28 protein-coding genes are annotated in these 22,034 nt (G+C 68.3%); 18 read left to right on the top strand and 10 right to left on the bottom strand.

Annotation, left to right across the window (positions count from 1 at the left end):
• Both ACIRCZ_RS11345 and ACIRCZ_RS11340 read left to right on the top strand, forming a co-directional pair.
• Positions 1-285: DUF308 domain-containing protein (locus tag ACIRCZ_RS11345; protein WP_402853029.1), on the top strand; the 285-nt coding region annotated here is incomplete at its 5' end.
• Positions 282-596: a hypothetical protein gene (locus tag ACIRCZ_RS11340; RefSeq protein ID WP_402853026.1), complete on the top strand. Its 315-nt coding sequence runs from the start codon at positions 282-284 to the stop codon at positions 594-596. The genes ACIRCZ_RS11345 and ACIRCZ_RS11340, both read left to right, overlap by 4 nt.
• An 88-nt stretch (positions 597-684) precedes the next feature.
• Here the strand turns inward: ACIRCZ_RS11340 and purB are convergent, their stop codons facing one another.
• Positions 685-2,064 (bottom strand): adenylosuccinate lyase, encoded by a 1,380-nt coding sequence (gene purB / locus ACIRCZ_RS11335; protein WP_402853023.1) that lies wholly within the window; start codon positions 2,062-2,064, stop codon positions 685-687.
• A gap of 49 nt (positions 2,065-2,113) precedes the next feature.
• Complete coding sequence (locus ACIRCZ_RS11330) at positions 2,114-2,500, bottom strand: phage holin family protein (protein WP_055897295.1); 387 nt, start codon at positions 2,498-2,500, stop codon at positions 2,114-2,116.
• Positions 2,501-2,589: 89 nt separating this feature from the next.
• Between ACIRCZ_RS11330 and ACIRCZ_RS11325 the strand changes: the two genes are divergently transcribed.
• The 14 genes from ACIRCZ_RS11325 to ACIRCZ_RS11260 all read left to right on the top strand — a co-directional run bounded on the left by ACIRCZ_RS11325 (position 2,590) and on the right by ACIRCZ_RS11260 (position 15,051).
• Complete coding sequence (locus tag ACIRCZ_RS11325; RefSeq protein ID WP_235500537.1) at positions 2,590-3,699, top strand: pyridoxal phosphate-dependent aminotransferase; 1,110 nt, start codon at positions 2,590-2,592, stop codon at positions 3,697-3,699.
• A 4-nt stretch (positions 3,700-3,703) separates the two neighbouring features.
• Positions 3,704-4,843, top strand: a complete 1,140-nt coding sequence (gene pdhA, locus ACIRCZ_RS11320; RefSeq protein ID WP_055897300.1) for a pyruvate dehydrogenase (acetyl-transferring) E1 component subunit alpha — start codon at positions 3,704-3,706, stop codon at positions 4,841-4,843.
• 416 nt (positions 4,844-5,259) lie between these two features.
• Positions 5,260-6,219: an alpha-ketoacid dehydrogenase subunit beta gene (locus ACIRCZ_RS11315; RefSeq protein ID WP_055898881.1), complete on the top strand. Its 960-nt coding sequence runs from the start codon at positions 5,260-5,262 to the stop codon at positions 6,217-6,219.
• Positions 6,220-6,277: 58 nt separating this feature from the next.
• On the top strand, positions 6,278-7,768 hold the full coding sequence (locus ACIRCZ_RS11310; protein WP_402853017.1) for a dihydrolipoamide acetyltransferase family protein: 1,491 nt from the start codon (positions 6,278-6,280) through the stop codon (positions 7,766-7,768).
• Positions 7,769-7,832: 64 nt separating this feature from the next.
• Entirely contained in the window at positions 7,833-8,378 is a 546-nt protein-coding gene (locus ACIRCZ_RS11305) for a VOC family protein (protein ID WP_402853015.1), read from the top strand.
• Positions 8,379-8,444: 66 nt separating this feature from the next.
• Positions 8,445-9,362 carry a metal ABC transporter solute-binding protein, Zn/Mn family gene (locus tag ACIRCZ_RS11300; protein ID WP_402853012.1) on the top strand — a complete coding sequence of 306 codons (918 nt, stop codon included), beginning with the start codon at positions 8,445-8,447 and terminating at the stop codon, positions 9,360-9,362.
• A complete protein-coding gene (locus ACIRCZ_RS11295) occupies positions 9,359-10,231 on the top strand; it encodes a metal ABC transporter ATP-binding protein (protein WP_055897312.1) in 873 nt (290 codons plus the stop codon). The genes ACIRCZ_RS11300 and ACIRCZ_RS11295 overlap by 4 nt, the downstream gene beginning before the upstream one ends.
• Entirely contained in the window at positions 10,228-11,109 is an 882-nt protein-coding gene (locus ACIRCZ_RS11290) for a metal ABC transporter permease (protein ID WP_055897315.1), read from the top strand. Before ACIRCZ_RS11295 ends, ACIRCZ_RS11290 begins: the two co-directional genes overlap by 4 nt.
• 9 nt (positions 11,110-11,118) lie before the next feature.
• Positions 11,119-11,505 carry a Fur family transcriptional regulator gene (locus ACIRCZ_RS11285; protein ID WP_402853007.1) on the top strand — a complete coding sequence of 129 codons (387 nt, stop codon included), beginning with the start codon at positions 11,119-11,121 and terminating at the stop codon, positions 11,503-11,505.
• Between the two features lie 170 nt (positions 11,506-11,675).
• Complete coding sequence (gene rpmB, locus ACIRCZ_RS11280) at positions 11,676-11,912, top strand: 50S ribosomal protein L28 (RefSeq protein ID WP_018188988.1); 237 nt, start codon at positions 11,676-11,678, stop codon at positions 11,910-11,912.
• A complete protein-coding gene (rpmG, locus tag ACIRCZ_RS11275; protein ID WP_027692168.1) occupies positions 11,912-12,079 on the top strand; it encodes a 50S ribosomal protein L33 in 168 nt (55 codons plus the stop codon). The genes rpmB and rpmG overlap by 1 nt, the downstream gene beginning before the upstream one ends.
• Positions 12,080-12,083: 4 nt before the next feature.
• A complete protein-coding gene (rpsN, locus tag ACIRCZ_RS11270) occupies positions 12,084-12,389 on the top strand; it encodes a 30S ribosomal protein S14 (RefSeq protein ID WP_055897321.1) in 306 nt (101 codons plus the stop codon).
• A 255-nt stretch (positions 12,390-12,644) separates the two neighbouring features.
• On the top strand, positions 12,645-12,932 hold the full coding sequence (locus ACIRCZ_RS11265; RefSeq protein WP_055897324.1) for an HU family DNA-binding protein: 288 nt from the start codon (positions 12,645-12,647) through the stop codon (positions 12,930-12,932).
• A 208-nt stretch (positions 12,933-13,140) separates the two neighbouring features.
• Positions 13,141-15,051, top strand: coding sequence for a cytochrome c oxidase assembly protein (locus ACIRCZ_RS11260; protein WP_402853616.1), 1,911 nt, complete (start codon positions 13,141-13,143; stop codon positions 15,049-15,051).
• Between the two features lie 65 nt (positions 15,052-15,116).
• On the opposite strand, the gene ACIRCZ_RS11255 is transcribed toward ACIRCZ_RS11260, so the two are convergent.
• The 4 genes from ACIRCZ_RS11255 to ACIRCZ_RS11240 all read right to left on the bottom strand — a co-directional run bounded on the left by ACIRCZ_RS11255 (position 15,117) and on the right by ACIRCZ_RS11240 (position 18,050).
• Positions 15,117-15,680, bottom strand: coding sequence for a hypothetical protein (locus ACIRCZ_RS11255; RefSeq protein WP_055897327.1), 564 nt, complete (start codon positions 15,678-15,680; stop codon positions 15,117-15,119).
• On the bottom strand, positions 15,677-16,267 hold the full coding sequence (locus ACIRCZ_RS11250; protein ID WP_402852962.1) for an RNA polymerase sigma factor: 591 nt from the start codon (positions 16,265-16,267) through the stop codon (positions 15,677-15,679). Before ACIRCZ_RS11250 ends, ACIRCZ_RS11255 begins: the two co-directional genes overlap by 4 nt.
• Before the next feature lie 157 nt (positions 16,268-16,424).
• Complete coding sequence (locus tag ACIRCZ_RS11245; protein ID WP_157480427.1) at positions 16,425-16,748, bottom strand: hypothetical protein; 324 nt, start codon at positions 16,746-16,748, stop codon at positions 16,425-16,427.
• A gap of 231 nt (positions 16,749-16,979) precedes the next feature.
• Positions 16,980-18,050, bottom strand: coding sequence for a hypothetical protein (locus ACIRCZ_RS11240; RefSeq protein ID WP_402852959.1), 1,071 nt, complete (start codon positions 18,048-18,050; stop codon positions 16,980-16,982).
• 91 nt (positions 18,051-18,141) lie between these two features.
• Here ACIRCZ_RS11240 and ACIRCZ_RS11235 point away from each other — a divergent pair, with 91 nt between their 5' ends.
• The gene (locus ACIRCZ_RS11235) at positions 18,142-19,431 is read left to right on the top strand and encodes an ATP-dependent RecD-like DNA helicase (protein ID WP_055897337.1); all 1,290 of its coding nucleotides are present in this window, start codon (positions 18,142-18,144) and stop codon (positions 19,429-19,431) included.
• A gap of 41 nt (positions 19,432-19,472) precedes the next feature.
• Positions 19,473-19,826, top strand: coding sequence for an FHA domain-containing protein (locus ACIRCZ_RS11230; protein WP_055897340.1), 354 nt, complete (start codon positions 19,473-19,475; stop codon positions 19,824-19,826).
• Positions 19,827-19,867: 41 nt separating this feature from the next.
• Here ACIRCZ_RS11230 and ACIRCZ_RS11225 read toward each other — a convergent pair whose 3' ends face one another.
• The 4 genes from ACIRCZ_RS11225 to ACIRCZ_RS11210 all read right to left on the bottom strand — a co-directional run bounded on the left by ACIRCZ_RS11225 (position 19,868) and on the right by ACIRCZ_RS11210 (position 21,974).
• Complete coding sequence (locus ACIRCZ_RS11225) at positions 19,868-20,515, bottom strand: heme oxygenase (biliverdin-producing) (protein ID WP_055897342.1); 648 nt, start codon at positions 20,513-20,515, stop codon at positions 19,868-19,870.
• Positions 20,516-20,610: 95 nt separating this feature from the next.
• Positions 20,611-21,153 (bottom strand): hypothetical protein, encoded by a 543-nt coding sequence (locus ACIRCZ_RS11220; RefSeq protein WP_402852954.1) that lies wholly within the window; start codon positions 21,151-21,153, stop codon positions 20,611-20,613.
• Between the two features lie 22 nt (positions 21,154-21,175).
• On the bottom strand, positions 21,176-21,589 hold the full coding sequence (locus tag ACIRCZ_RS11215; RefSeq protein ID WP_055897345.1) for a DUF4383 domain-containing protein: 414 nt from the start codon (positions 21,587-21,589) through the stop codon (positions 21,176-21,178).
• 82 nt (positions 21,590-21,671) lie between these two features.
• Positions 21,672-21,974, bottom strand: coding sequence for a DUF2470 domain-containing protein (locus ACIRCZ_RS11210; RefSeq protein WP_402852951.1), 303 nt, complete (start codon positions 21,972-21,974; stop codon positions 21,672-21,674).
• Positions 21,975-22,034 lie beyond the last annotated feature (60 nt).

Here is a 22,034-nt window from a genome sequence, read left to right as displayed (position 1 = left end):
TACCTCGTGACCGTGTGGGCGGCGCTCACCGGCTTCCTCGAGCTCTACAGCGGCATCCGCAACAGAGGGCGGGATGCGGCCGCTCGCGACTGGCTCATCACCGGTGCGCTGACCGCCGTGCTCGCCGTCGCCTTCCTCCTCATCCCGTCCGACGCCCTGCTCTCGATCGGCCTGTTCGGCGCGTGGGCCGTGATCGTCGGCGTGTTCCAGGGGATCGGCGCGGTGTCGCAGCGGAGCGCATCCCGAGCCGTTGCCGCTGAGCAGAGCACGGGGAGCGGATCGTGACCAAGCGCGACAAGAAAGACCCTGGCGTGACCACTGATTCCCGTTCCAAGCTCCAGCCGAGCCGCAAAGACCGTTTCCTGCCGACCGAGCTGCTCGGCATCTCGGCGGCGCTCGCCGTGTTCGTCGGCCTCATCGTGCTGATCGCGACCGGCGAGTTCCTGCTCGCCGGGGTGAGCTTCGGTATCGCGTTCATCGTCGCCCTGGTGCTGATGGCCCTGTTCGCCCTCGCGTTCAAGCCAAACGCCGCCGAGGTCCACGACCTCGAGGAGCAGAACGGCGAGTCCCCCACCGACAAGCCGTCCGGCCACTAACCCTCCCCCGGCCCCGCTAAAAATCGAGTCCGAAGTTGTTCACGCCCGCGCCCGGCGCGTCGCATGAATAACTTCGGACTCGATGTTTTCAGAGGTGGTCGACGAGGGCGGACGCGAGGCCCGTGTATGTCTGGGGGGTGAGGGCGAGGAGGCGGTTCTTGGCGGCCTGGCCGATGTCGAGGCCGTTGACGAACTCCGCCAGCGCTGCGTGGTCGACGCGCTTGCCGCGGGTCAGCTCCTTGAGCAGCGCGTACGGGTCGGTGATCTGCGAGCGACCGGCGGAGACCTCCGCGCGGATCACCGTCTGGATCGCCTCGCCGAGGATCTCCCAGTTGGCGTCGAGGTCGGCGGCCAACAGGTCGCGGTCGAGCGCGATCTGACTCAGGCCGCGCTGGATGTTGTCCAGGGCGAGCAGCGAGTGGCCGAGACCGACGCCGATGTTGCGCTGCGTCGTCGAGTCCGTGAGGTCGCGCTGCAGGCGGCTGGTCACCAGCGTGGCGGCGAGCGAGTCGAGCACGGCGGAGCTCAGCTCCAGGTTCGCCTCCGCGTTCTCGAAGCGGATCGGGTTGACCTTGTGCGGCATGGTCGACGAGCCGGTCGCGCCAGGCTCAGGTGTCTGCCGGAAGTAGCCGAGCGAGATGTACGTCCAGATGTCCGTGGCCAGGTTGTGCAGCACCCGGTTGGCGTGCGACACCTTGCCGTACAGCTCGGCCTGCCAGTCGTGCGACTCGATCTGCGTGGTCAGCGGGTTCCAGTCGAGCCCCAGGCTGGTGACGAACTCGCGCGAGATGCGCGGCCAGTCCGCCTCTGCGTCCGCCACGACGTGCGCGGCGAAGGTGCCGGTCGCCCCGCTGAACTTGCCGAGGTAGTCGTTGTGCTCGATCTGCTTCTGGATGCGCTCCAGGCGGTAGACGAAGACGGCGAGCTCCTTGCCCATCGTCGTCGGCGTCGCCGGCTGGCCGTGGGTACGGGCCAGCATCGCGTCGTCGCGGTACTCGATCGCCTGCGCGCGCAGCTCGGCGATGACGGCGCGGAACTTCGGCAGCCACACCTCGTTGACGGCGGCGCTGACCGTGAGCGCGTACGACAGATTGTTGATGTCCTCGCTGGTCGCCGCGAAGTGGGTGAGCTCGGCGATGCTGTCGAGGCCGAGAGCGTGCATGCGCTCCCGCACCAGGTATTCGACCGCCTTGACGTCGTGCTTGGTGGTGGCCTCCAGCTCGGCGAGCCTGTCGATCTCCGGCTGGCCGAACTCGTCGACCAGCGCGCGCAGCGAACGCACCTGCTGCTCGGTGAGCGGCGTGGACCCGAACATCCGGTGGCTCGTCAGATAGATGAGCCATTCGACCTCGACCTGCACACGTGCCCGGTTCAGGCCGGCCTCCGACAGGTGGTCGCCGAGACCGAGCACCGCCGAGCGGTAACGGCCGTCGAGTGGGCTCAGCGGCTGGGGAGGCAGCGCGGTCATGGGTCTCCTTGCGTGGTGGGGTCTGTCCTATTCTCCCGCATTCACGCTGTCAGCGTCGCGTGAGCGGACGGAGGATGAGCCCCATCAGCCAGGCGATGATCGCCAGCACCAGCGCGCCGAGCACGCCCCACCAGAATCCGGCGATGTAGAGGCCGAAGCCCATCAGGCCGCTGATCCACGCCACCAGCAGCAGGAGCAGGCCGTTCACGATGAACGAGATGAGCCCGAGCGTGAGGATATAGAGGGGGAACGCGACGATCCGGATGGCCGTGCCGACGATGGCGTTGACGACGCCGAAGATCAGCGCGATCAGCAGGTAGGTGAGGATCGTCGGCAACTCGCCCTCCGCATAGGGGCGGACGGTGACGCCGGACACGATCAGCGTCGTGAGCCAGAGCGCGAGAGCGTTGATGATGAGTCGTACGAGGAATCTCATGCGTCCATGTTCCCAGGTGGGGCCCCTCCGCGGCGAGGGGTCGCAGGAGAATTCCCGCCGCGGTATGCGGCCGCGGGTAAGTTAGGGGCGTGAGTACCGAACACACCCGTGGCGTGAGGCTGCGCCCCGAGATCGTCGCTGTTCCCGCATACAAGCAGGGGCGGGCCGCTCCCGCAGACGGCTTCAAGCTGTCCAGCAACGAGAACCCGTTCCCTCCTCTCCCCTCTGTGGTGGATGCGGTCGGCGCGGTCCTCAGCGACCTCAACCGCTACCCGAACGCGGGCGGCGCCGACCTGCGGCAGCGTCTCGCCGACCGCCACGGCGTCGACGTGGACCAGGTGCACCTGGGCAACGGCTCTGTCTCGCTGCTCGCGCAGCTCATCTCCGCCGCGGCGGGAGTCGGCGACGAGGTCGTGTACTCCTGGCGCTCGTTCGAGGCGTACCCCGGCCTGGTCACGGTCGCCGGTGCGACCAGCGTGCAGGTCCCCAACCGCGCGGACGGCAGCCACGACCTGGATGCGCTCGCCGCGGCCATCACGGACCGTACCCGCGCCGTCATCGTCTGCACCCCGAACAACCCGACCGGCACGATCGTGACCGCCGCCGACTTCGAGCGGTTCATGGCGTCCGTGCCTGCCGACCTGCTCGTCCTTCTCGACGAGGCGTACTACGAGTTCGTCACTGACGACGCCTCCGTCGACGGCATCCCGCTGCTCGGCCGCTACCCCAACCTCGTGGTGCTGCGCACCTTCTCAAAGGCTTACGGTCTCGCCGCGCTGCGGATCGGCTACGCGGTCGGACCGGGGCACGTCCTCGACGCGGCGCGTTCCGCGGCCATCCCGCTGTCGGTGACAGACGCCGCCCGCGTCGCTGCGCTCGCCTCGATCGACGCGGAGGACGAGCTGATGGAGCGCGTCGCCCGCATCGCCATGCGGCGCGACCAGCTCCGCGATGCCCTGATCGCACAGGGCTGGGTGGTGCCGGAGGCGCAGGGCAACTTCGTCTGGCTGGCCACGGGTGAGCAGACCGCCGAAGCCAACGACGCGTTCTTCGACGCGGGCCTGACCGTGCGCGCGTTCGCGCCCGAGGGCATCCGGATCAGTGTCGGAGAGCAGGAGTCTGTGGACAAACTCCTTGAGGTGACCGCGGATATTGTGCGGAACCTACCAAATGGGCACCCCGCCAAGCGGTTAGGTTAGACAGGTGGTTGCCACGAACGATACCCCGCGCCCGGCGAACACGGTCCAGCTGCTGACAGCAGACGGCCGTTTCCAGCCGAGCGAACTCGCAGCGGAATACCTGCCGTACCTCGAGCGACTCGACGAGGACGACTACCGGCGGCTGTACCGCGACATGGTGAAGGTGCGCGCCTTCGACCACGAAGCCGCGAACCTGCAGCGTCAGGGCCAGCTCGGCCTCTGGGTGCCGAGCATGGGCCAGGAGGGCGCGCAGGTGGGCTCCGCTCACGCCGCCCGCCCGCAGGACCACCTCTTCCCGTCCTACCGCGAGCACGTGGTCGGCATGATCCGCGGCATCGACCCCGTCGGCATCATGGGACTCCTGCGCGGCACGACGCACGGCGGCTGGGACCCGACGGACCCTGCCGTGCAGAACTTCCACCTCTACACGCTGGTGATCGGCTCGCACACGCTGCACGCCACCGGTTACGCCATGGGCATCACGTTCGACGGCAAGGTGGGCACGGGCAACCCGGACACGGATGAGGCCGCGATCGTCTACTTCGGAGACGGCGCCACCAGCCAGGGCGACGTGAGCGAGGCGTTCGTCTTCGCCGCCAGCTACCAGACCCCGCAGGTCTTCTTCCTGCAGAACAACCAGTGGGCCATCTCCGTGCCCGTCACGACGCAGTCGCGCTCGCCGCTGTATCTGCGCTCCAGCGGGTTCGGCATCCCCGGCGTGCAGATCGACGGCAACGACGTGCTCGCGTCGTACGCGGTCACCGCCAAGCACCTCGACGACGCCCGCAACGGCGAAGGCCCGAGCATGATCGAAGCGCTCACGTACCGGATGGGCGCCCACACGTCCAGCGACGACCCCACCAAGTACCGCACGGACGAAGAGACGGCGTACTGGGGCGAGCGCGACCCGATCCTGCGCTTCCGCACGTTCCTGGAGCAGCAGGGCGTCGGACAGGCGTTCTTCGACAGCGCGGACGAGGAGGGGGCCGACCTGGCCGCCGACGTCCGCAAGCGCACGCTCGAACTCGAGGCACCGCCCATCGCGTCGATGTTCGACAACGTCTACAGTGAGCCGCATCCGCTCATGGACGAGCAGAAGCAGTGGCTCACCGATTACGAAGCATCGTTCGGAGGTGACGCATGAGCGACGTGAGAAGCGAAGCGCCCGCGACAGAGACAGACGGCGAGATCGTCGAGGCCGAGCTGGTGGATGCGCCGGAGCACGAGAGCGCGGACCACGAGTACGCTGACCGATCGGCCGGCGAGGACACCCAGGCCATCGACGTCGTCGAGATCGTGGAGAGCGAGCCGGGCTCGATCGTGCTCGAGGAGCACGTCGCGGAGCAGGAGTGGTCGCGCGAGTTCACGATCGAGGACGCTGCCCCGACCCCGACGCGGATCGACGCGCAGGAGGCGGCGGACGTGCATCCCGAGGCTGCTGCGGCGGATGCGGACGGCTCGGACGAGCCGGGGGTGGAACAGAACGCCGGCGCAGAGAGCGCCGCGCCTGCAGAGCCTCCCGCACCCGCAGAGCCGGAGCCGCGCATCCAGTCGCTGCCGATGGTGAAGGCCCTCAATGCCGGCCTCCGCAAGGCGCTCGCCGACAACGACCGCGTGCTCATCCTCGGTGAGGACGTCGGCCCCCTCGGGGGCGTCTTCCGGGTGACGGAGGGCCTGCAGAAGGAGTTCGGCGCCCAGCGCGTCATCGACACCCCGCTCGCAGAGGCTGGGATCGTCGGCACGGCCATCGGCCTCGCGATGCGCGGCTACCGGCCCGTGGTCGAGATCCAGTTCAACGGGTTCATCTTCCCCGGCTTCGACCAGATCACCACGCAGCTGGCCAAGCTCACCAACCGGCACGACGGCAGGATCTCGATGCCGATCGTCATCCGGGTGCCGCACGGAGGCCACATCGGAGCCGTCGAGCACCACCAGGAGGCACCGGAGGCGTACTTCGCGCACACCGCCGGCCTGCGCGTTGTCGCACCGTCCACCCCGCACGACGCGTACTGGATGATCCAGGAGGCCATCCAGTCCGACGACCCCGTGCTCTTCTTCGAGCCGATGAGCCGCTACTGGCCCAAGGGCGAGGTCGACCTGCTGGAGAACACGACGCCGCTGCACGCCAGCCGCGTGGTACGCACCGGCACGGACGCGACGGTCGTCGCCTGGGCCGGCATGGTCAGTGTCGCGCTGCGCGCCGCTGAGCTCGCCGCCGAGGAGGGCCGCAGCGTCGAGGTCATCGACGTGCGCTCCATCTCCCCCGTCGACTACACGCCCATCGTCGAGTCGGTGCGCAAGACCGGCAGGCTCATCGTCGCCCAGGAGGCACCCGGAAACGTCAGCGTCGCCTCCGAGATCGCCGCGACAGTGACCGAGAAGGCCTTCTACTCGCTCGAGTCGCCCGTGCTCCGCGTCGCGGGGTTCGACACCCCGTTCCCTCCCGCGAAGCTCGAAGACATCTACCTCCCAGACGCCGACCGCATCCTCGAAGCGGTCGACAGGGCCCTCGCGTACTGAGCCGGCCGCCGTCGCGCGCCGTCTCGTCCCCGATCCCGCTTACCGAAAGAAGTCGCACATGAGCGAATCGAAGTTCCTTCTTCCCGATGTCGGCGAGGGTCTCACCGAGGCCGAGATCGTCGCGTGGAAGGTCGCGCCAGGCGACACGGTGGCGGTCAACCAGGTCATCGTCGAGATCGAGACGGCGAAGTCGCTCGTGGAGCTGCCGTCGCCGTTCGAGGGCGTCGTCGGCGAACTGCTCGTGTCCGAGGGACAGACCGTGGATGTCGGAACGCCGATCATCACGGTGTCCAGTGACAGCGGCGCAGGGCAGCAGCAGGAGCAGCCGGAGCCGCCGAGCGAGGTCGAGGAAGCCGAGGCGGACGCGGCCGCGAGCGTGTCCCACGAAGTGGATGCCCCTGCCGAGAAGCCGGGAGCCGTGCTGGTCGGCTACGGTGCGGCAGGACACGGCGCCAGCCGTCGCCGGAGGGTGACCCACCCGGGGACGTCGGCGATTCCGGTGGTGGCGAGTGGTGCATCCTCTGCTGCCGCCCCTGCCACAGCTGCGACTCCCGCTGCGGCCGCGCCGGCCGCTGCCCAGAGCGCGCCCGCCGCAGTGACCGTCGCTCAGGCGACCCCGGCCGCTGCCGCCCCAGCGGCCCCCGCCGCTCCGCTCACGGTGCACAGCGAGGCGCACGTGATGCCGAACGTCCCCGTGATCGCCAAGCCGCCCATCCGGAAGCTGGCGAAGGACCTCGGCGTCGACCTCACCCTGGTGACGCCGACCGGCTCCATCGGCGAGGTCACCCGCGAGGACGTGCTGCGCGAGGCGACGCAGGCGAGCGTGTTCCGCAACATCCAGACGCCGGAGTGGCCGAACGACCGTGAGGACCGCATCCCGGTCAAGGGCGTGCGCAAGACCATCGCGAACGCCATGGTGTCGAGCGCGTTCAGCGCCCCGCACGTGAGCCTGTTCGTCGACGTGGATGCGACCCGCACCATGGAGTTCGTCAAGCGACTCAAGAACTCCCCCGACTTCATCGGCGTGAAGGTCTCCCCGCTGCTGATCATGGCCAAGGCGATCATCTGGGCCGTGCGCCGCAACCCCACCGTGAACTCGTCGTGGACCGACGAGGAGATCATCGTGCGCCACTACGTGAACCTCGGCATCGCCGCCGCCACCCCGCGCGGCCTCATCGTGCCGAACGTCAAAGAGGCGCAGGAGATGTCGCTGCTCGAACTCGCCACGGCGCTCGAACAGCTCACGCTCACGGCGCGCGACGGCAAGACCACCCCGGCGGACATGGCGGGCGGCACCATCACGATCACCAACATCGGTGTTTTCGGGATGGACACCGGCACGCCGATCCTGAACCCCGGCGAGGTCGGCATCGTCGCCCTCGGCACGATCAAGCAGAAGCCGTGGGTCGTGGACGGCGAGGTGCGTCCGCGCTTCGTCACCACACTGGGCGCCTCGTTCGACCACCGCGTGGTCGACGGGGATGTTGCCTCGCGCTTCCTGGCGGACGTCGCCTCGATCATCGAGGAGCCGGCTCTCCTGCTCGACTGACGATTGCGGCCGAAAATTGTCCGCTATCCCACCTAGCGTGGGAAGAGACAGAAGGAGAAGCCGCATGACTGAGTCGGATGGATACACCAGCGTCGCCTCGTGGATCGTCACGGACGACACGGGAGCGCTGCTCGATTTCGTGACGACGGCGTTCGGCGGGGTCGAGCTGGCGCGCGTCTTCGTGGAGGACGGAAGCGTCGGCCACGCCGAGATCCGCGTGGGCGACACTGTGCTGCTCGCCTTCGACCGGCGGCCTGGCTGGCCGGCGATGCCGTCACTCCTGCGCGTTTTCGTGCCGGATGCCGATACGGCGTTCGAGCGGGCGGTGGCGGCCGGCGCGCGCGTCGTGACGGAGCTGGCGGACAGCGCGTGGGGCGACAGGGGCGGCCGCATCCGCGACCCCTTCGGCAACATCTGGTGGGTGATGGCGCACGTCGAGGACGTGCCGCAGGACGAGGTCTGGACCCGCATGGCCGAACCGCGCTTCGCGGACGCGATGCGCGTGGCCCAGGAGACCCTCGACGCCGAGCTCTCCGGCAGCGAGAAGGGCACGGCGAGCACGCCCGTCGCGCCCGTCGCGCCCGATGGTTTTGACAATCATTATCAATAAGCGTTACGGTTCTTGAGTGCCGGTCATCGGCGCATCACTCAGACAGCCGAACTAGACAGGCCCCCTATGAAGTCGCGCACCATCGCCACGCTTCTCACCATCCCCGTCGTCACCGCCCTCGCCCTCACCGGATGCTCGGCAGGCGCCTCTGGCGACACCTCAACCGGCGCAGGCGGCACGGTCTCCGTCGTCGCCAGCACCAACGTCTACGGCGACATCGCCAAGACCATCGCGGGAGGCGCGGTCGACGTCACGTCGCTCATGGACAACCCCGCACAGGACCCGCACTCGTTCGAGGCGAGCGCGCAGAACCAGCTCGCCGTCTCCAAGGCCGACATCATCATCGAGAACGGCGGAGGGTACGACGACTTCATGGACACCCTTCGGAAGTCGGCGGGCGACAAGGGCACCGTGCTCAACGTCGTCGACATCTCCGGCAAGAAGGCCACCGCGGGCGACGACCTCAACGAGCACGTCTGGTACGACTTCCCCACCATCCAGAAGTTCACCGGCAAGCTGGTGGATGCGCTGTCCACGGCCGACCCGTCGCAGGCGTCCGTCTTCACCAAGAACGCCGCAGCCTTCACCGCCGACCTGACCGGTCTCGAACAGCGCACCGCCGATCTCAAGCAGAAGTACGCGGGAGAGGGCGCCGCAATCACCGAGCCCGTTCCGCTCTACCTGCTCGACGCCATCGGTCTCGTGAACAAGACGCCGGAGGCGTTCAGCTCGGCGATCGAGAACGGCACGGACGTCTCCCCGTCCGTGCTCAACGAGATGCTGCACCTGTTCAGCGGCAACGCCGTGAAGGTGTTTGCCTACAATGAGCAGACGAGTGGACCGGAGACCGAGAAGGTCCTGGCCGCAGCGAAGAGCGCAGGCGTCCCCGTCGTCCCCGTGACGGAGACCCTGCCGGCAGGCAAGGACTACATCAGCTGGATGACGAGCAACGTCGACGCCGTGGCCAAGGCCCTCGGCGAATGACCGCAGAAGCGGTCGAGCCGCTGGAGCGCGTCCCCTCCCCCGACCATCGGCCCGTCGTGCTGCGGCTCAGGGATGCGAACCTCGGCTTCGGCGACCGCACCCTGTGGAGCGGCCTGAACCTCGACGTGCACGCCGGTGAGTTCGTCGCCGTGCTCGGTCCGAACGGCTCCGGCAAGACCAGCCTGCTGAAGACGATCCTCGGCCAGCAGCAGCTCGACTCCGGCTCGATCGAGTTCGACGGGCATCCCGTGCGGCGCGGCGACCGGCGCATCGGCTACATCCCGCAGCAGAAGATCATCGCGGCCGGCACGCCGATGCGCGCCCGCGACCTGGTCGCCCTCGGCGTCAGCGGGCACCGCTGGGGCCTCCCGATCCCCACCAGGGCCGACAGGGCCCAGGTCGAGCAGCTGATCGACTCCGTCGGCGCGCGCCGCTACGCGAACGTGCCCGTCGGCAGTCTCTCCGGTGGCGAGCAGCAGCGGCTGCGCGTCGCCCAGGCGCTCGCCGGCGACCCAGCTCTGCTGCTCTGCGACGAACCGCTGCTCTCCCTCGACCTGCAGCACCAGCGCGGCGTCAGCGAACTGATCGACAGGCGCAGACGCGACCACGACAGCGCCGTGGTCTTCGTCACCCACGACGTCAATCCGGTGCTCGGGATGGTCGACAAGGTGCTCTACCTGGCCGGCGGCCGGTTCCGCGAGGGCACCCCCGACGATGTGCTGCGCTCCGACGTGCTCACCGACCTCTACGGCACCCCGATCGACGTGATCCGCAGCCGCGGGCGCATCGTGGTGGTCGGCATCCCGGACGCCGAGACCCACGACCACCACCATCACGGCCACTCCGCGCATCCGGAGCCTGCGGCATGATCGCGCACCTCGCATCCAGCACCGACCTGTGGTCGCAGCTGTTCGACTTCGCCAACTACGGCGAACTGCTCGCGCTGGTCAAGAACTCGATCTTCGCGGGCGCCGTGCTCGGCGTCGTCGGCGGCCTGATCGGCGTGTTCGTGATGCAGCGCGACATGGCGTTCGCCGTGCACGGCATCAGCGAGCTCTCGTTCGCCGGCGCAGCGGCCGCGCTGCTGTTCGGCGCGAACGTGGTGGTCGGTTCGGTGGCCGGATCGCTGATCGCCGCCGTGCTGATCGGACTGCTCGGCGCGAAGGCCAGGGACAGGAACTCGATCATCGCCGTGCTGATGCCGTTCGGCCTCGGCCTCGGCATCCTGTTCCTCGCGCTGTATCCGGGCAGGAGCGCCAACAAGTTCGGGCTGCTCACCGGGCAGATCGTGTCGGTGGACGACCCGCAGCTCGGCTGGCTGCTCGGCATCGGCGCCGTCGTGCTGATCGGGCTGCTCGTCATCTGGCGTCCCCTGAGCTTCGACAGCCTGGATGCGGACGTCGCCGCCTCCCGCGGGGTGCCAGTGCGGTTCGTCGCCCTGGCGTTCATGGTGCTGCTCGGCCTCGCCGTCGCGGTGTCGGTGCAGATCGTCGGCGCCCTGCTCGTGCTGTCGCTGCTGGTGACCCCGGCCGCCGCAGCGATGCGCATCTCGTCGTCTCCGCTCGCTGTTCCGCTGCTCAGCGTGGGCTTCGCACTGGTCTCCGTGGTCGGCGGCATCATGCTCGCCATCGGAAGCGCTCTGCCGATCAGCCCGTACGTGACCACGATCTCCTTCGTCATCTACGTGATCTGCCGCCTCGTCGGCGGCCGCCAGGGTTCACGGCGACTCGTGAGCAGGAACGGCTAGCCTGGGCTCGTGAAGCGGAACACCTGGCAGCGAGAAGCCGTCCGAGAGGCACTGACCTCCACGGAGGGCTTCATCAGCGCGCAGGGGCTCCACCTGAGCCTGCACGAGACGGGCTCCCCGATCGGCCTCGCGACCGTGTACCGCGCGCTCGCCGACCTCGCCTCGGAGGGCGAAGCGGACTCGCTGCAGTCGCCGGAGGGCGAGGCGCTGTATCGCGCGTGCACCACGGGACATCACCACCACCTGATCTGCCGCAACTGCGGTCTCACGGTGGAGATCGAGGCGGACGCCGTCGAGCAGTGGGCTCAGGCGGCCGCCGCATCCCACGGCTTCACGCAACCCCAGCACGTCGTCGACATCTTCGGCCTCTGCACCACCTGCTCGCGCGTCGCCTGACCATCGATTGGCGGGATGCGCATCCGTCGCGTAGTATTGATGTTTGGCTGAGTGGGCCTCTCCCGCTCAGATCGTACGTAAACCCCAACATCCTCGGATTCCTGGGGTCAACCGTGCCGACAAGTGACCTTGGGCGGAGCATTCGGCTCCGCGGTATTGGAGAAAAGACAATGGCAGCAGTGTGCCAGGTGACTGGAGCCGTTCCCGGCTTCGGACACAACATCTCGCACTCGCACCGACGCACCAAGCGTCGTTTCGACCCGAACATTCAGAAGAAGACGTACTACGTGCCGTCGCTTCGCCGTAACGTCACGCTGACCCTGAGCGCCAAGGGCATCAAGGTCATCGACGCCCGTGGCATCGAGTCCGTGGTCAAGGACCTCCTGGCCCGTGGGGAGAAGATCTAATGGCAAAGCAGCAGGACGTTCGTCCGATCATCAAGCTTCGTTCGACGGCTGGAACCGGTTACACCTACGTGACCAAGAAGAACCGCCGCAACGACCCTGACCGTCTCGTGCTCAAGAAGTACGACCCCGTAGTGCGCAAGCACGTCGACTTCCGAGAGGAGCGCTAAACACATGGCTAAGAAGTCCAAGATCGCCAAGAACGAGCAGCGCAAGGTGATCGTTGACCGCTATGCGGCACGTCGTCTCGAGCTCAAGAAGGCCCTGATCGACCCCAACGGCACCGACGAGTCGCGCGAAGCGGCCCGCCAGGGCCTGCAGAGGATCCCGCGCGACGCATCGCCGATCCGCGTTCGCAACCGCGACGCCGTCGACGGCCGTCCCCGCGGAAACCTCAGCAAGTTCGGCATCTCGCGTGTCCGCTTCCGCGACATGGCGCACCGTGGCGAGCTGCCCGGTATCACCAAGTCCAGCTGGTAACCAGCGCTTTCAGCTCCTCGAAGGGGTGTCCGGCTTCGGCCGGGCACCCCTTCGTCGTCCCTCCGGCACCTGGATGGGGTCCCCGCGACTGCTCATCTGCTCCAGAGTTTGTGAAAAACGCCGGGAATCCGCGTGTTTCCGCGGGTTTCTGATACATTCGAGGCGGTCAACCGACCAAACGTAACGGCCAGGCTTGGCCTCAACCGTTCCACACAGAAGCTGTATATCCAGCACAAGGTCCGAGGAGGACACTCAATGGCTGACAAGTCGCTGAACAAGACCGAGCTCGTTGCCGCCGTCGCCGCGTCGTCGGGTCAGAGCCAGGCTGCCGTCGGTGGCGTGCTCGACGCATTCTTCGCCACCATCGCGGAGACCGTCGCCAACGGTGGCAAGGTCACCATCCCGGGCTGGCTCGCTGCAGAGCGCACCGAGACCGCTGCTCGCACGGGCCGCAACCCGCAGACCGGCGCCGAGATCAACATCCCGGCCGGCCACCGCGTCAAGCTGACCGCCGGCTCGAAGCTCAAGGCTGCCGTCAAGTAGTCTCACCGGCTTGATCGAGGGCGGTGCCGCAGTGCGGCGCCGCCCTCGTCGTCTCTGAGGGTGACCTGCCGCTGGCCCCGCTGCCCGAGCTGCCCGCGCATCCACTGCTGTGTGCGGCCTTTCAGCGGGCGGGACGTAGGCTTGTCCGGTGCCCCGAATCGCCCGCATCATCGGCCCTGCCGTCCTGCTGATCGCCGCGATCATCTCGATGATCGCGGCCCTCGCGTTCGGCGGAGGCGCTGCTGCGCCCCTCCTGGCCGATCCTGGGGCTCTCGTGCGCTGGGGGCTCCCCGCGTCTACCCTGATCGTCAATCTCAGCGCCGCAGGCACGATCGGCGCCCTGGTGCTCGCCTGCTTCGCGTTCAGCCCGCAGAAGGACGAATTCGGCAAGTCCCTCGACTTCGCGGCTGGTTCGGCCGCCGTCATGACCGTGGCGAGCGCAGCCACCGGCCTTTTCACCTTCGTGAGCGTCTCGAACGTGCCGTGGTCGTTCGACGAGGCGTTCAGCAACGGGCTCAGCTCGTTCGTCACCAGCGTCTCCATCGGTCAGGCCTGGCTGGGCATCACGCTCATCGCCGCGGCCGTCACGGTGCTCTGCTTCGCCGTGCGCAATCACACGGCGCTCGTCTTCGTCACGGCGCTGGCCATCGCATCCATCATCCCAATGGCGCAGCAGGGCCACAGCGCGGATGCGGCCGGCCACGACGCGGCCGTCACCTCGTTCGGTCTGCACGTCCTGTTCGCGGCGATCTGGCTGGGCGGCCTCGTGGCCTTGATCGTCGCCAGGCGCAGCCTCGAGGGCGGACGCCTCGTGCCCGTGCTCGAGCGGTACTCGTCGCTCGCGCTGATCGCGTTCATCGTCGTCGCAGCGTCCGGTTATGTGAACGCCGAGCTCCGCGTCGGCACCCTCGCGCAGCTCGCGACGCCGTACGGCATCCTGGTGCTGGTCAAGGTGGCCGCCCTCGGAGCGCTCGGCGTCTTCGGCGTGATGCAGCGGCGCATCCTGATCGGCAAGCTGAAGGCGGGGGGCAAGCGCAGCACGTTCTGGTGGATCGTGACGGCCGAGCTCGCGTTCATGGGCATCGCGTCCGGCGTCGCAGCCGCGCTCGCCCGCACAGCGACGCCCGTCGCCGAGAAGCTCGGAGCTGCGCCGACGCCCGCCCAGATCCTCACCGGGGAGAAGCTGCCGCCCGAGCTCACCTGGGGCCGGCTGTTCACCATGTGGAACTTCGACCTGCTCTGGGTGCTCGCCTGCGGCTTCGCGATCTTCTTCTACCTCGCCGGCGTGTGGCGGATGCGCAAGCGCGGCGATGCGTGGCCCATCCACCGCACGGTGTTCTGGATCCTCGGCATCGTGCTGCTGTTCTACATCACCTCCGGCGGCGTGAACGTGTACGAGAAGTACCTCTTCTCCACGCACATGCTCGCCCACATGGTGCTCACGATGATGGTGCCGCTGCTGCTGGTGCCTGGCGCGCCCGTGACACTGGCATTGCGCTCGATCCGCAAGCGGACCGACGGCTCCCGCGGCGGCCGCGAATGGATCCTGCTGGCGGTGCACTCCCGTTTCGCCAACGTCATCTCGAACCCGGTGGTCGCCGCCGTGCTGTTCGCCGGGTCGCTCTGGGCGTTCTATTACACGCCGCTGTTCCGCTGGGCGACCACGGATCACATCGGCCACGAGTGGATGATCATCCACTTCCTCATCACCGGCTATCTCTTCGTGCAGTCCCTCATCGGCATCGACCCGGTCAAATACCGCCTGCCGTACCCGTTCCGCCTCCTGCTGCTGCTCGGCACGATGGCGTTCCACGCGTTCTTCGGCCTCTCGATCATGCAGAGCACCGGCCTCCTGCTCGCCGACTGGTTCGGCTCGATGGGCCGCACCTGGGGAGACAGCCCGCTCGTCGACCAGCAGACGGGCGGCGGCATCGCCTGGAGCGTCGGCGAGATCCCGACCGTGATCCTGGCGATCGTGGTGGCCATCCAGTGGAGCCGCAGCGACGACCGCGAGACCAAGCGCCGAGACCGCAACGCGGACCGAACAGGCGAGGCAGAGCTCAACGCGTACAACGAGCGCCTGCAGAAGCTGGCGTCGCGCGACGGGGTCTCACGGTAGCGGCCGCTCGCTCTATCCGAGTCCGGGTCCGGGTCCGCGTCGGGGCCGACTACGGCCACCCGCGCTCAGATGTCCTTCATCGTCCAGCTCACGACCGCCGGATCGCCGAGCGTTCCGCCGACGGTGCAGATGACGACGATGCTCGCCGCGCCCTGCGTGGGCTGCGGCAGTGCGAAGCCCACCATCGCTTGGTAGGTGCCGTCGTCGTTCTGGGTCGGCGGGTGCTCGGGGTCGAATGGTTGGGGGATGGCGCCCGGATTGTCCGCCGCGTAGTTGGCGAGACCGATGGCTTCGCACGCCTGCCAGGCGCCGAGCGCGTCGATGGGGTCATCCGGCGACGGCGAGTGCACAGGAGGGGGAGGGACGACGGTCGGTGTCTCCCGGTCGTTGACGGTCGGTGTCGCGGTGGCGGTCGAGACGTCGACGGTCGACGGGCCGATCCTGACCGAGGCGCTGAGGGCATAAGCGACTCCGCCGCCGGAAACGATCAGTGCGGCGATCACCAGCGCGATGACCGTCCATACCCTTTTGCGACTGCCGCCGCTGGCCTGGTCGGCGCGCGCGGTCTCCACGATGGCGTCTCGCCAAGCGGCGCTCCGACGATCGTCGAAGCGGATGTCGTCGTTCATCGGAGGTCTCCTTCCGTCGCGGCCAGACGGGTCGTTTCGCCGAGCAGGGCAGCCAGGCGGGCTTTGGCCCTGGACAGGCGGGATTTCACCGTGCCGAGGGCGACGCCGAGCACCGCGGCGGCCTCGGCGGTGCTGAGTTCCTCGATCACGCACAACGACAGGACGTCGAGATCCCGCCGCGGCAGTTGCGAGAGTGCGGTCCGGAGAGCGTTCCGCTGCTCGTCGGAGTCGAGCCTGTCGTCGACGGCGTCGGAGTGGTCGGGAGTGTTCGCCTGGGCGGGAAGGATGCTGAGCACGTGCGCGTAGCGGCGGCTCGACCTGGCAAGGTTCCTGCTCACGTTGTTCGCCGTGACCAGTAACCACCCGATCACCGACCCGTCGACCTCCCGCATCGACTCGCGGCGGCGCCAGGCCTCCAGGAAGACCATGCCCGTCACATCCTCAGCGTCGTGCACGGAGCGCGTCAGGCGGAGCGCGTGCCGGAACACGCGGTCCCGGTGAAGATCGAAGAGTTCGCCGAACGCCTCCGGGTCGTCCCGACGCGTCGTCGGCAACAGCGCCGGTTCGTCGGTGTCCTCGGTAGTCACGTATAGATAATGTCCGAACCCGCCGAACGGTTCCCGAAGCCGCCGCGTGTCTGCGCTCGGTCGTCGCGGGGCTCGGGTCTCGCGAACCAGAAAGACCCCCGGGCGTGCATGCGGTCACCCGCCTTCCCCGCCCAGGGGCCTTCACCGCACTCCCCGTCTAGATGTCTTTCGCGAGCCAGCTCACGAGGGTCGGATCGCCGAGGGTGCCGCCGATGGTGCAGATGATGAGAACACTCTTTGCTCCCTCCGTCGGGTGAGGAAGGGGGAAGGCCGCATACGCCTGATACGTGCCGTCGGCGTTCCTGGTCGGTGGGTGGCTGGGGTCGTAGGGGATCAGCGTCGAACCAGGGTTGTCGGCCGCGTAGTTCGCCAGGCCGAGCACAGCGCACGCATGCCACGCGGTCAGCGCGTCGACAGGATCGTCCGGCGACGCCGCTCGGGGCGCAGGGGTCCGGGCCGGCGTCGCCGTGGTGGCGGACACGGAGACGGCCTGCTGGCGAGGCGATGCATTCGGATCGGACGCCGCGCATCCGCACAAAGCCCCCAGCGCGGCCAGAACGATGACAGATGCCGAGAATGCCGGCCTTCCCATGAACGTGCTCTTCTTCACGATTCCCCCCGAGTTCGTACCGTGCCTGCGATCCCGGGATCGGGATCCACTCGGGTAATGTCCGCAGCAGCGAAACGGTTCCCGGCGGGCGGCGCCCCGTCCCTACTCCGCCACCACCAGGTCGATCCCGCCGTTCTCGCGCAGGGTGATCTTCGACACGGACAGGACGAACGGCTCGTCCGTCTCGCGCTGCGACACCGAGCCGTCGAACAGCGACTGCACGGTCACGGACAGGTGCGCTGCGCCGGCGGCGCGCGGCACCACCCAGCCGGTCTCGCCCGCCTGGATGCGCACGTCAGGGTACTGCGCGATCGACCAGGCAGGCAGGCCCTGCACCCTGTCGTCGATGACGGCGCCGAACGGGCATCCTGCGGGCTGCAGCACCTGCTGCTTGGCGCAGTCGTCGAGGAACTCGTGGAGCTGCTTCTGCACGACGCTGACGAACGCGGTGTCGGGTTGCGCATCCACTGCCACCTGCACCCGCTGACCCGCGGCGGCGGCGAAGGTCACCGGCGTGGTCGTGAGGTAGCGCGAGCTGTGGCCGAGCGTGTAGTCGGACGGCGCGAACATCAGGTAGTCGGCGGAGACGGAGAACGCGTCCGCCGGCTGCTTCTGCGCTGCCCGCGGTTCGAGGGTGTGGCCGGCGATCGTGAACGTGTCCGCGTGCTGCACCTGGACGTGCGCGACCGTCAGCGGTGTCTTCGCGAACTCCCAGAGCGGCAGGAAGCCGAGCACGGAGCCGGCCTGGCGGACGGTGAACTTCGCCGTCACAGGATGCCCGTCGGAGAGGGCGGCGACCTCCACCAGGTGGTCTCCTGAGGCGAGCAGGTCGTCGCCGACCACGCGGATGCCGGTGAGGCGGGGAAGCACATCCGGCCGCAGGAGCTCGTGCGACGGCCGGGAGGGCAGGCCCTGCTTCGAGAGGGACGCAGGGGTCGGATTCGCGCCAGGCATGGCCAGCGCGGCGCGCACGTCGTGGGACGCGAGCGATTGCACGTACGAGGTGGCGAAGCCGGCCGGACTGTAGAACGCGCGCTGCACCGCCCCGACCGAGGCGACGAACGCGAGCACGAGCAGAACGGCGATGCCGGACCAGAGCAGGATCACGCGCATCCCGGGGCTGACTGCGGCGAGCGGGTGCGACGGTGCGCTGCCCGACTCATCCCCACTCATGCCGCCATCCTATGGGCCTGTGGAGAACCGTCGCCCGAGCCCACGGCCGCGTTAGAGTAGTTCGGCAGGTCGCGCGACGGAAGGGATTCGGATGGGCCGACTCTCCCTCACGCCCGAACAACAGCGAGTGTTCGAGCTGATCGAGCACACCCGCGAGCACGTCTTCGTCACCGGCCGCGCCGGCACGGGCAAATCGACGCTGCTCAACCATCTCTCCTGGAACACCGAGAAGTCGCTGGTCATCTCCGCGCCGACCGGGGTCGCGGCGCTGAACGTCGGCGGGCAGACCATCCACTCGCTGTTCCGCCTGCCGATCGGGGTCATCGCCGACCACGACATCGAGCAGAGCGCCGAGCTGCGCAAGCTGCTCAACAGCATCGACACGCTCGTGATCGACGAGGTCTCGATGGTCAACGCCGACCTGATGGATGCGGTCGACCGCAGCCTGCGGCAGGCCAGGCAGCGCAACAAGGAGCCGTTCGGCGGGGTCCAGGTGGTGCTCTTCGGCGATCCGTACCAGCTGGCGCCGGTGCCGGGCGACCCGGAGGAGCGCGCATACTTCGGCGACACATACCGGTCGATGTGGTTCTTCGACGCCAAGGTGTGGGATGAAGCAGACCTCAAGATCGTGGAGCTGGTCGAGGTGCACCGCCAGCACGAGTCCGACTTCAAGTACATGCTGAACGCGGTGCGGCACGGCCAGGTGACCAAGGAGATCGCCGACCGCCTCAACGAGATGGGCGCGCGTCCGGCCCCGGACGATGGCACGATCACGCTGGCCACCCGCAACGACGCGGTCAACCGCATCAACGCGGAGGCGCTGCGCCGCCTGCCAGGCAGAGCCCTCACCGCGAAGGCGGAGGTCAGCGGCGACTTCGGCGGCCGCACGTACCCGGCGGACGAGACGCTGGAGCTGAAGGTCGGCGCGCAGGTGATGTTCCTCCGCAACGACGTCGGCCAGGGCGGGGAGGGCCCGCGCTGGGTCAACGGCACCATCGGCACGGTCACCCGCATCGACTCCAACGTCTATGTGGAGGTGGACGGCGAGATCCACGAGGTGGAACCGGCGATCTGGGAGAAGTTCAAGTACTCGTACTCCGCCGCCACCAAGAAGCTCACCAAGGATGTGGTGGCCGAGTTCACGCAGTTTCCGCTGCGGCTGGCGTGGGCTGTCACCATCCACAAGTCGCAGGGCAAGACGTACGACTCAGCAGTGGTCGACCTCGGCCAGCGGGCGTTCAGCCCCGGGCAGACATACGTGGCGCTCAGCCGCATCACGTCGCTGGACGGCCTGTACCTGTCCCGTCCGCTGCGGCCGAGCGACATCATGGTGGATGCGGACGTCGAACGATTCATGCGCACGAGGCCCAGGGAGGGCTGAGACGCGCGCTCACGGTGGAACTCACGCGACAGGAGACTGACATGGCGGTGACCTTCGTGCTCGACTTCAGTGACGGGCAGCATGTGGAGACGAGCGGTAACGGTGTGATCGGGCGCAACCCTGCCGCTCATACGCCGGGGACCGAGCTGGACGACCCTGCTCACGCCGAGCTGATCACGGTCGAGGACGACGCCAAGTCGATCTCGCGGGCGCACCTGGCGTTCGGGCAGTACGACGGGATCTTCTGGGTGCTCGACCTCGGGTCGGCGAACGGCACCACGATCGTCTACCCAGGCGACGGCGCGTACGCCTGCGACCCGAAGACGCGCCACGAGGTCGATCCAGGGTCGACGGTGCGCTTCGGCACAGGCTCGTTCAAGCTGACGCGCCGCTGACCGGCCGCTGACGCGGCGGCGGGGTGATGCGAGACGACGCTTCAGGCCGCGAGCTTGGCGGCCGCCAGGTCCTCGAAGAGCGCCGTGTTGAACGCGTATGCACGGATGACCTCGTCGATGACGCGGTCGCGCTCTGCGTCGTCCCAGTCGACCGCGTCGAGCTGGGCGCGGTAGACGTCCTTGAACTCCCGCGGCTTGGCGATCTCGGCGAACAGGTAGAAGCCGACGCCGTTCGTCTCGAAACCGAACTGACGCTGCATCAGCGTGCGGATGATCTGGCCGCCTGACAGGTCGCCGAGATAGCGCGTGTAGTGGTGCGCGATGAAACCGCCTGGCCAGTCCTGGCCGACCTCGTGGATGCGCGCCACATACCGGATCGTCGTCGGCAGCGGGGCGATCTGGTCGCGCCAGTCGTCGCCGAGCAGGAACGCCAGGTCGGCCTCGATGGCCGGCAGACGCGTGAGCTTCGGCGTGATGAACGCGGCCGCCACCGGATCGGCGGCCATGCGTGCCGCGACCGCCTCCAGGGCGTCGTAGATGAAGTAGTGCTGAGCGACGAGAGCGATGTAGTCGTCGCGGCTGCCCTTCCCCGACATCAGATCCTGCATGAAGCCTGCACCCTCGCTTGAGCCGTGGTCGGTCCTGGTCCGTTCGCGGAGTGCCTGGGAGAAGGGGATGATTGCTGCCACGATGCTCCAGCCGGTCGGTGATCTTCAGGAGTTAGGGTTACCTAACGAAGGGTGCCCTAAGTGTATGGCAGCGACGAGGGGAAAAGCCACCCGGGTCAGTGATGCCCCTCGTGCTGGAGGTGCACATCCACTGCGGCGACACCCGCATCCGTGAGGCCGAGGGCCGGGATGGTGACCGCGCAGACGGCCGCAGCGCTGAGCAGCAGGGCCAGCACGAAGCGGAGCGCTCCGGCGTTGGCGGTGACAGGCTTCGCGCGGCGGAGCACTATGGCGATCGTGCCGGCGACCGCGACGTCGAGCAGTGCGGCTACGCCGAGCGGCAGCGGGGACAGAGCAAGGATCGTCCCTGCCTCCGAGGTGGCCCCGACGGTCGCGACGACCGCCCAGGCTCCGACGGGCACGAGCGCGGCGACGAGGGCCGCGCGGAAGAAAGGTGGACGGTCGCGGAGGAAGGCCGCGACCGCCCACCCGAGCTCCACGGCCGCGAACGTCGCGAGGACGATCGCGGCCGGGAGGGGTGCGCTGGCGGCCAGCGCTGCGTGCAGCAGCCCGGCCCCCAGCGCCGCCACGGCGAGCCAGGCGCGGGTGACCGCCGAAACGGGCACACCCGTGGCCTCCCCCACAGCTACCCCGGTCATGGTGCTCACCGTGGCGCGTCGGTCAGGCGACGGCCGAGGACGAGCGCACGGTCTTCTCGGCGCCGAGACCGACACCGAGGAGCACGATCGCGCTCACGAGGTGCAGGAAGTGGTCCGGCGTGTTCAGGGCGAGGATGTTCGCCCCGGTGCCGACCAGGAAGAAGCCGACGATGCCGAGCAGCAGGTACACCGCGCCGACCGTCGTGTTCACGGCCTTGGCTGCCGCCACCCTGGTGAGTCCGGCGATGAGCAGAGCCGCGCCGATCAGCAGGTGGGCGATGTTGTGCAGCGGGTTGACCTCGAAGATGCCGAGGATCAGTCCGCCCTTGGTGGCGACGAAGCCGACGCCTCCTGTGTATGCGAAGCCGAGCAGGCCGACGACGAGATAGACAGCGCCGAAGATCGTCGCGACCAGGCGGTTGGGTGATGTGCGCATTTCGTTCCTCCTAGTGGGCGGCGCGGCTGTCGCAGCGCCTCATCCACGTGTTCGGAGGGTGCGGAGGAACGGATTGGTCGCGCTATTCGGAGCGCGGTTCGATGCCGAGCGTGCGACACGCCGAACGGTAGAGCAGGACGACGGCTTTCCGGATGTCCGCACGCTCCGCCACGGGGATCGTCCACGGGATGCGCAGTTCGATGGCGGTGGCGGAATCGGCCGTGCTGACGCTCCACATCCCGCCGTCCGCATCCAGTGCCGTCATGGTTGCTGCTGCCGCGTCCGGCGCGCCGTTCGCGCGCACGATCACGAGGTTGTCGTCCGTGTGGTCGCTGTTCATGTGGCGGAGGACGGCGTCGACGACCTCCGGAGGAAAGCTCTGCATGCCTCGATCGTATGCTGCACGGACCGCCCCCCATCAGCGGTTAGAATCCTTGGACCAGGG

The organism is Leifsonia sp. NPDC102414 (genome assembly GCF_044765685.1).
Taxonomy (GTDB): domain Bacteria; phylum Actinomycetota; class Actinomycetes; order Actinomycetales; family Microbacteriaceae; genus Leifsonia.
This window is presented reverse-complemented; position numbering and strand designations above follow the sequence as displayed.

Excerpts from the sequence above, each read along its gene's own strand:
- ACIRCZ_RS11260 (WP_402853616.1), top strand. The coding sequence starts at position 13,141 with ATGATCGCGGCCCTCGCGTTCGGCGGAGGCGCTGCTGCGCCCCTCCTG.
- ACIRCZ_RS11315 (WP_055898881.1), top strand. The coding sequence starts at position 5,260 with ATGGTGAAGGCCCTCAATGCCGGCCTCCGCAAGGCGCTCGCCGACAAC.
- purB (WP_402853023.1), bottom strand. The coding sequence starts at position 2,064 with ATGACCGCGCTGCCTCCCCAGCCGCTGAGCCCACTCGACGGCCGTTAC.
- ACIRCZ_RS11265 (WP_055897324.1), top strand. The coding sequence starts at position 12,645 with ATGGCTGACAAGTCGCTGAACAAGACCGAGCTCGTTGCCGCCGTCGCC.
- ACIRCZ_RS11305 (WP_402853015.1), top strand. The coding sequence starts at position 7,833 with ATGACTGAGTCGGATGGATACACCAGCGTCGCCTCGTGGATCGTCACG.
- ACIRCZ_RS11220 (WP_402852954.1), bottom strand. The coding sequence starts at position 21,153 with ATGACCGGGGTAGCTGTGGGGGAGGCCACGGGTGTGCCCGTTTCGGCG.
- ACIRCZ_RS11210 (WP_402852951.1), bottom strand. The coding sequence starts at position 21,974 with ATGCAGAGCTTTCCTCCGGAGGTCGTCGACGCCGTCCTCCGCCACATG.
- ACIRCZ_RS11240 (WP_402852959.1), bottom strand. The coding sequence starts at position 18,050 with ATGAGTGGGGATGAGTCGGGCAGCGCACCGTCGCACCCGCTCGCCGCA.
- ACIRCZ_RS11235 (WP_055897337.1), top strand. The coding sequence starts at position 18,142 with ATGGGCCGACTCTCCCTCACGCCCGAACAACAGCGAGTGTTCGAGCTG.
- ACIRCZ_RS11300 (WP_402853012.1), top strand. The coding sequence starts at position 8,445 with ATGAAGTCGCGCACCATCGCCACGCTTCTCACCATCCCCGTCGTCACC.
- rpsN (WP_055897321.1), top strand. The coding sequence starts at position 12,084 with ATGGCTAAGAAGTCCAAGATCGCCAAGAACGAGCAGCGCAAGGTGATC.
- rpmG (WP_027692168.1), top strand. The coding sequence starts at position 11,912 with ATGGCAAAGCAGCAGGACGTTCGTCCGATCATCAAGCTTCGTTCGACG.
- ACIRCZ_RS11310 (WP_402853017.1), top strand. The coding sequence starts at position 6,278 with ATGAGCGAATCGAAGTTCCTTCTTCCCGATGTCGGCGAGGGTCTCACC.
- ACIRCZ_RS11295 (WP_055897312.1), top strand. The coding sequence starts at position 9,359 with ATGACCGCAGAAGCGGTCGAGCCGCTGGAGCGCGTCCCCTCCCCCGAC.
- ACIRCZ_RS11230 (WP_055897340.1), top strand. The coding sequence starts at position 19,473 with ATGGCGGTGACCTTCGTGCTCGACTTCAGTGACGGGCAGCATGTGGAG.
- ACIRCZ_RS11255 (WP_055897327.1), bottom strand. The coding sequence starts at position 15,680 with ATGAACGACGACATCCGCTTCGACGATCGTCGGAGCGCCGCTTGGCGA.
- ACIRCZ_RS11215 (WP_055897345.1), bottom strand. The coding sequence starts at position 21,589 with ATGCGCACATCACCCAACCGCCTGGTCGCGACGATCTTCGGCGCTGTC.
- ACIRCZ_RS11330 (WP_055897295.1), bottom strand. The coding sequence starts at position 2,500 with ATGAGATTCCTCGTACGACTCATCATCAACGCTCTCGCGCTCTGGCTC.
- ACIRCZ_RS11290 (WP_055897315.1), top strand. The coding sequence starts at position 10,228 with ATGATCGCGCACCTCGCATCCAGCACCGACCTGTGGTCGCAGCTGTTC.
- rpmB (WP_018188988.1), top strand. The coding sequence starts at position 11,676 with ATGGCAGCAGTGTGCCAGGTGACTGGAGCCGTTCCCGGCTTCGGACAC.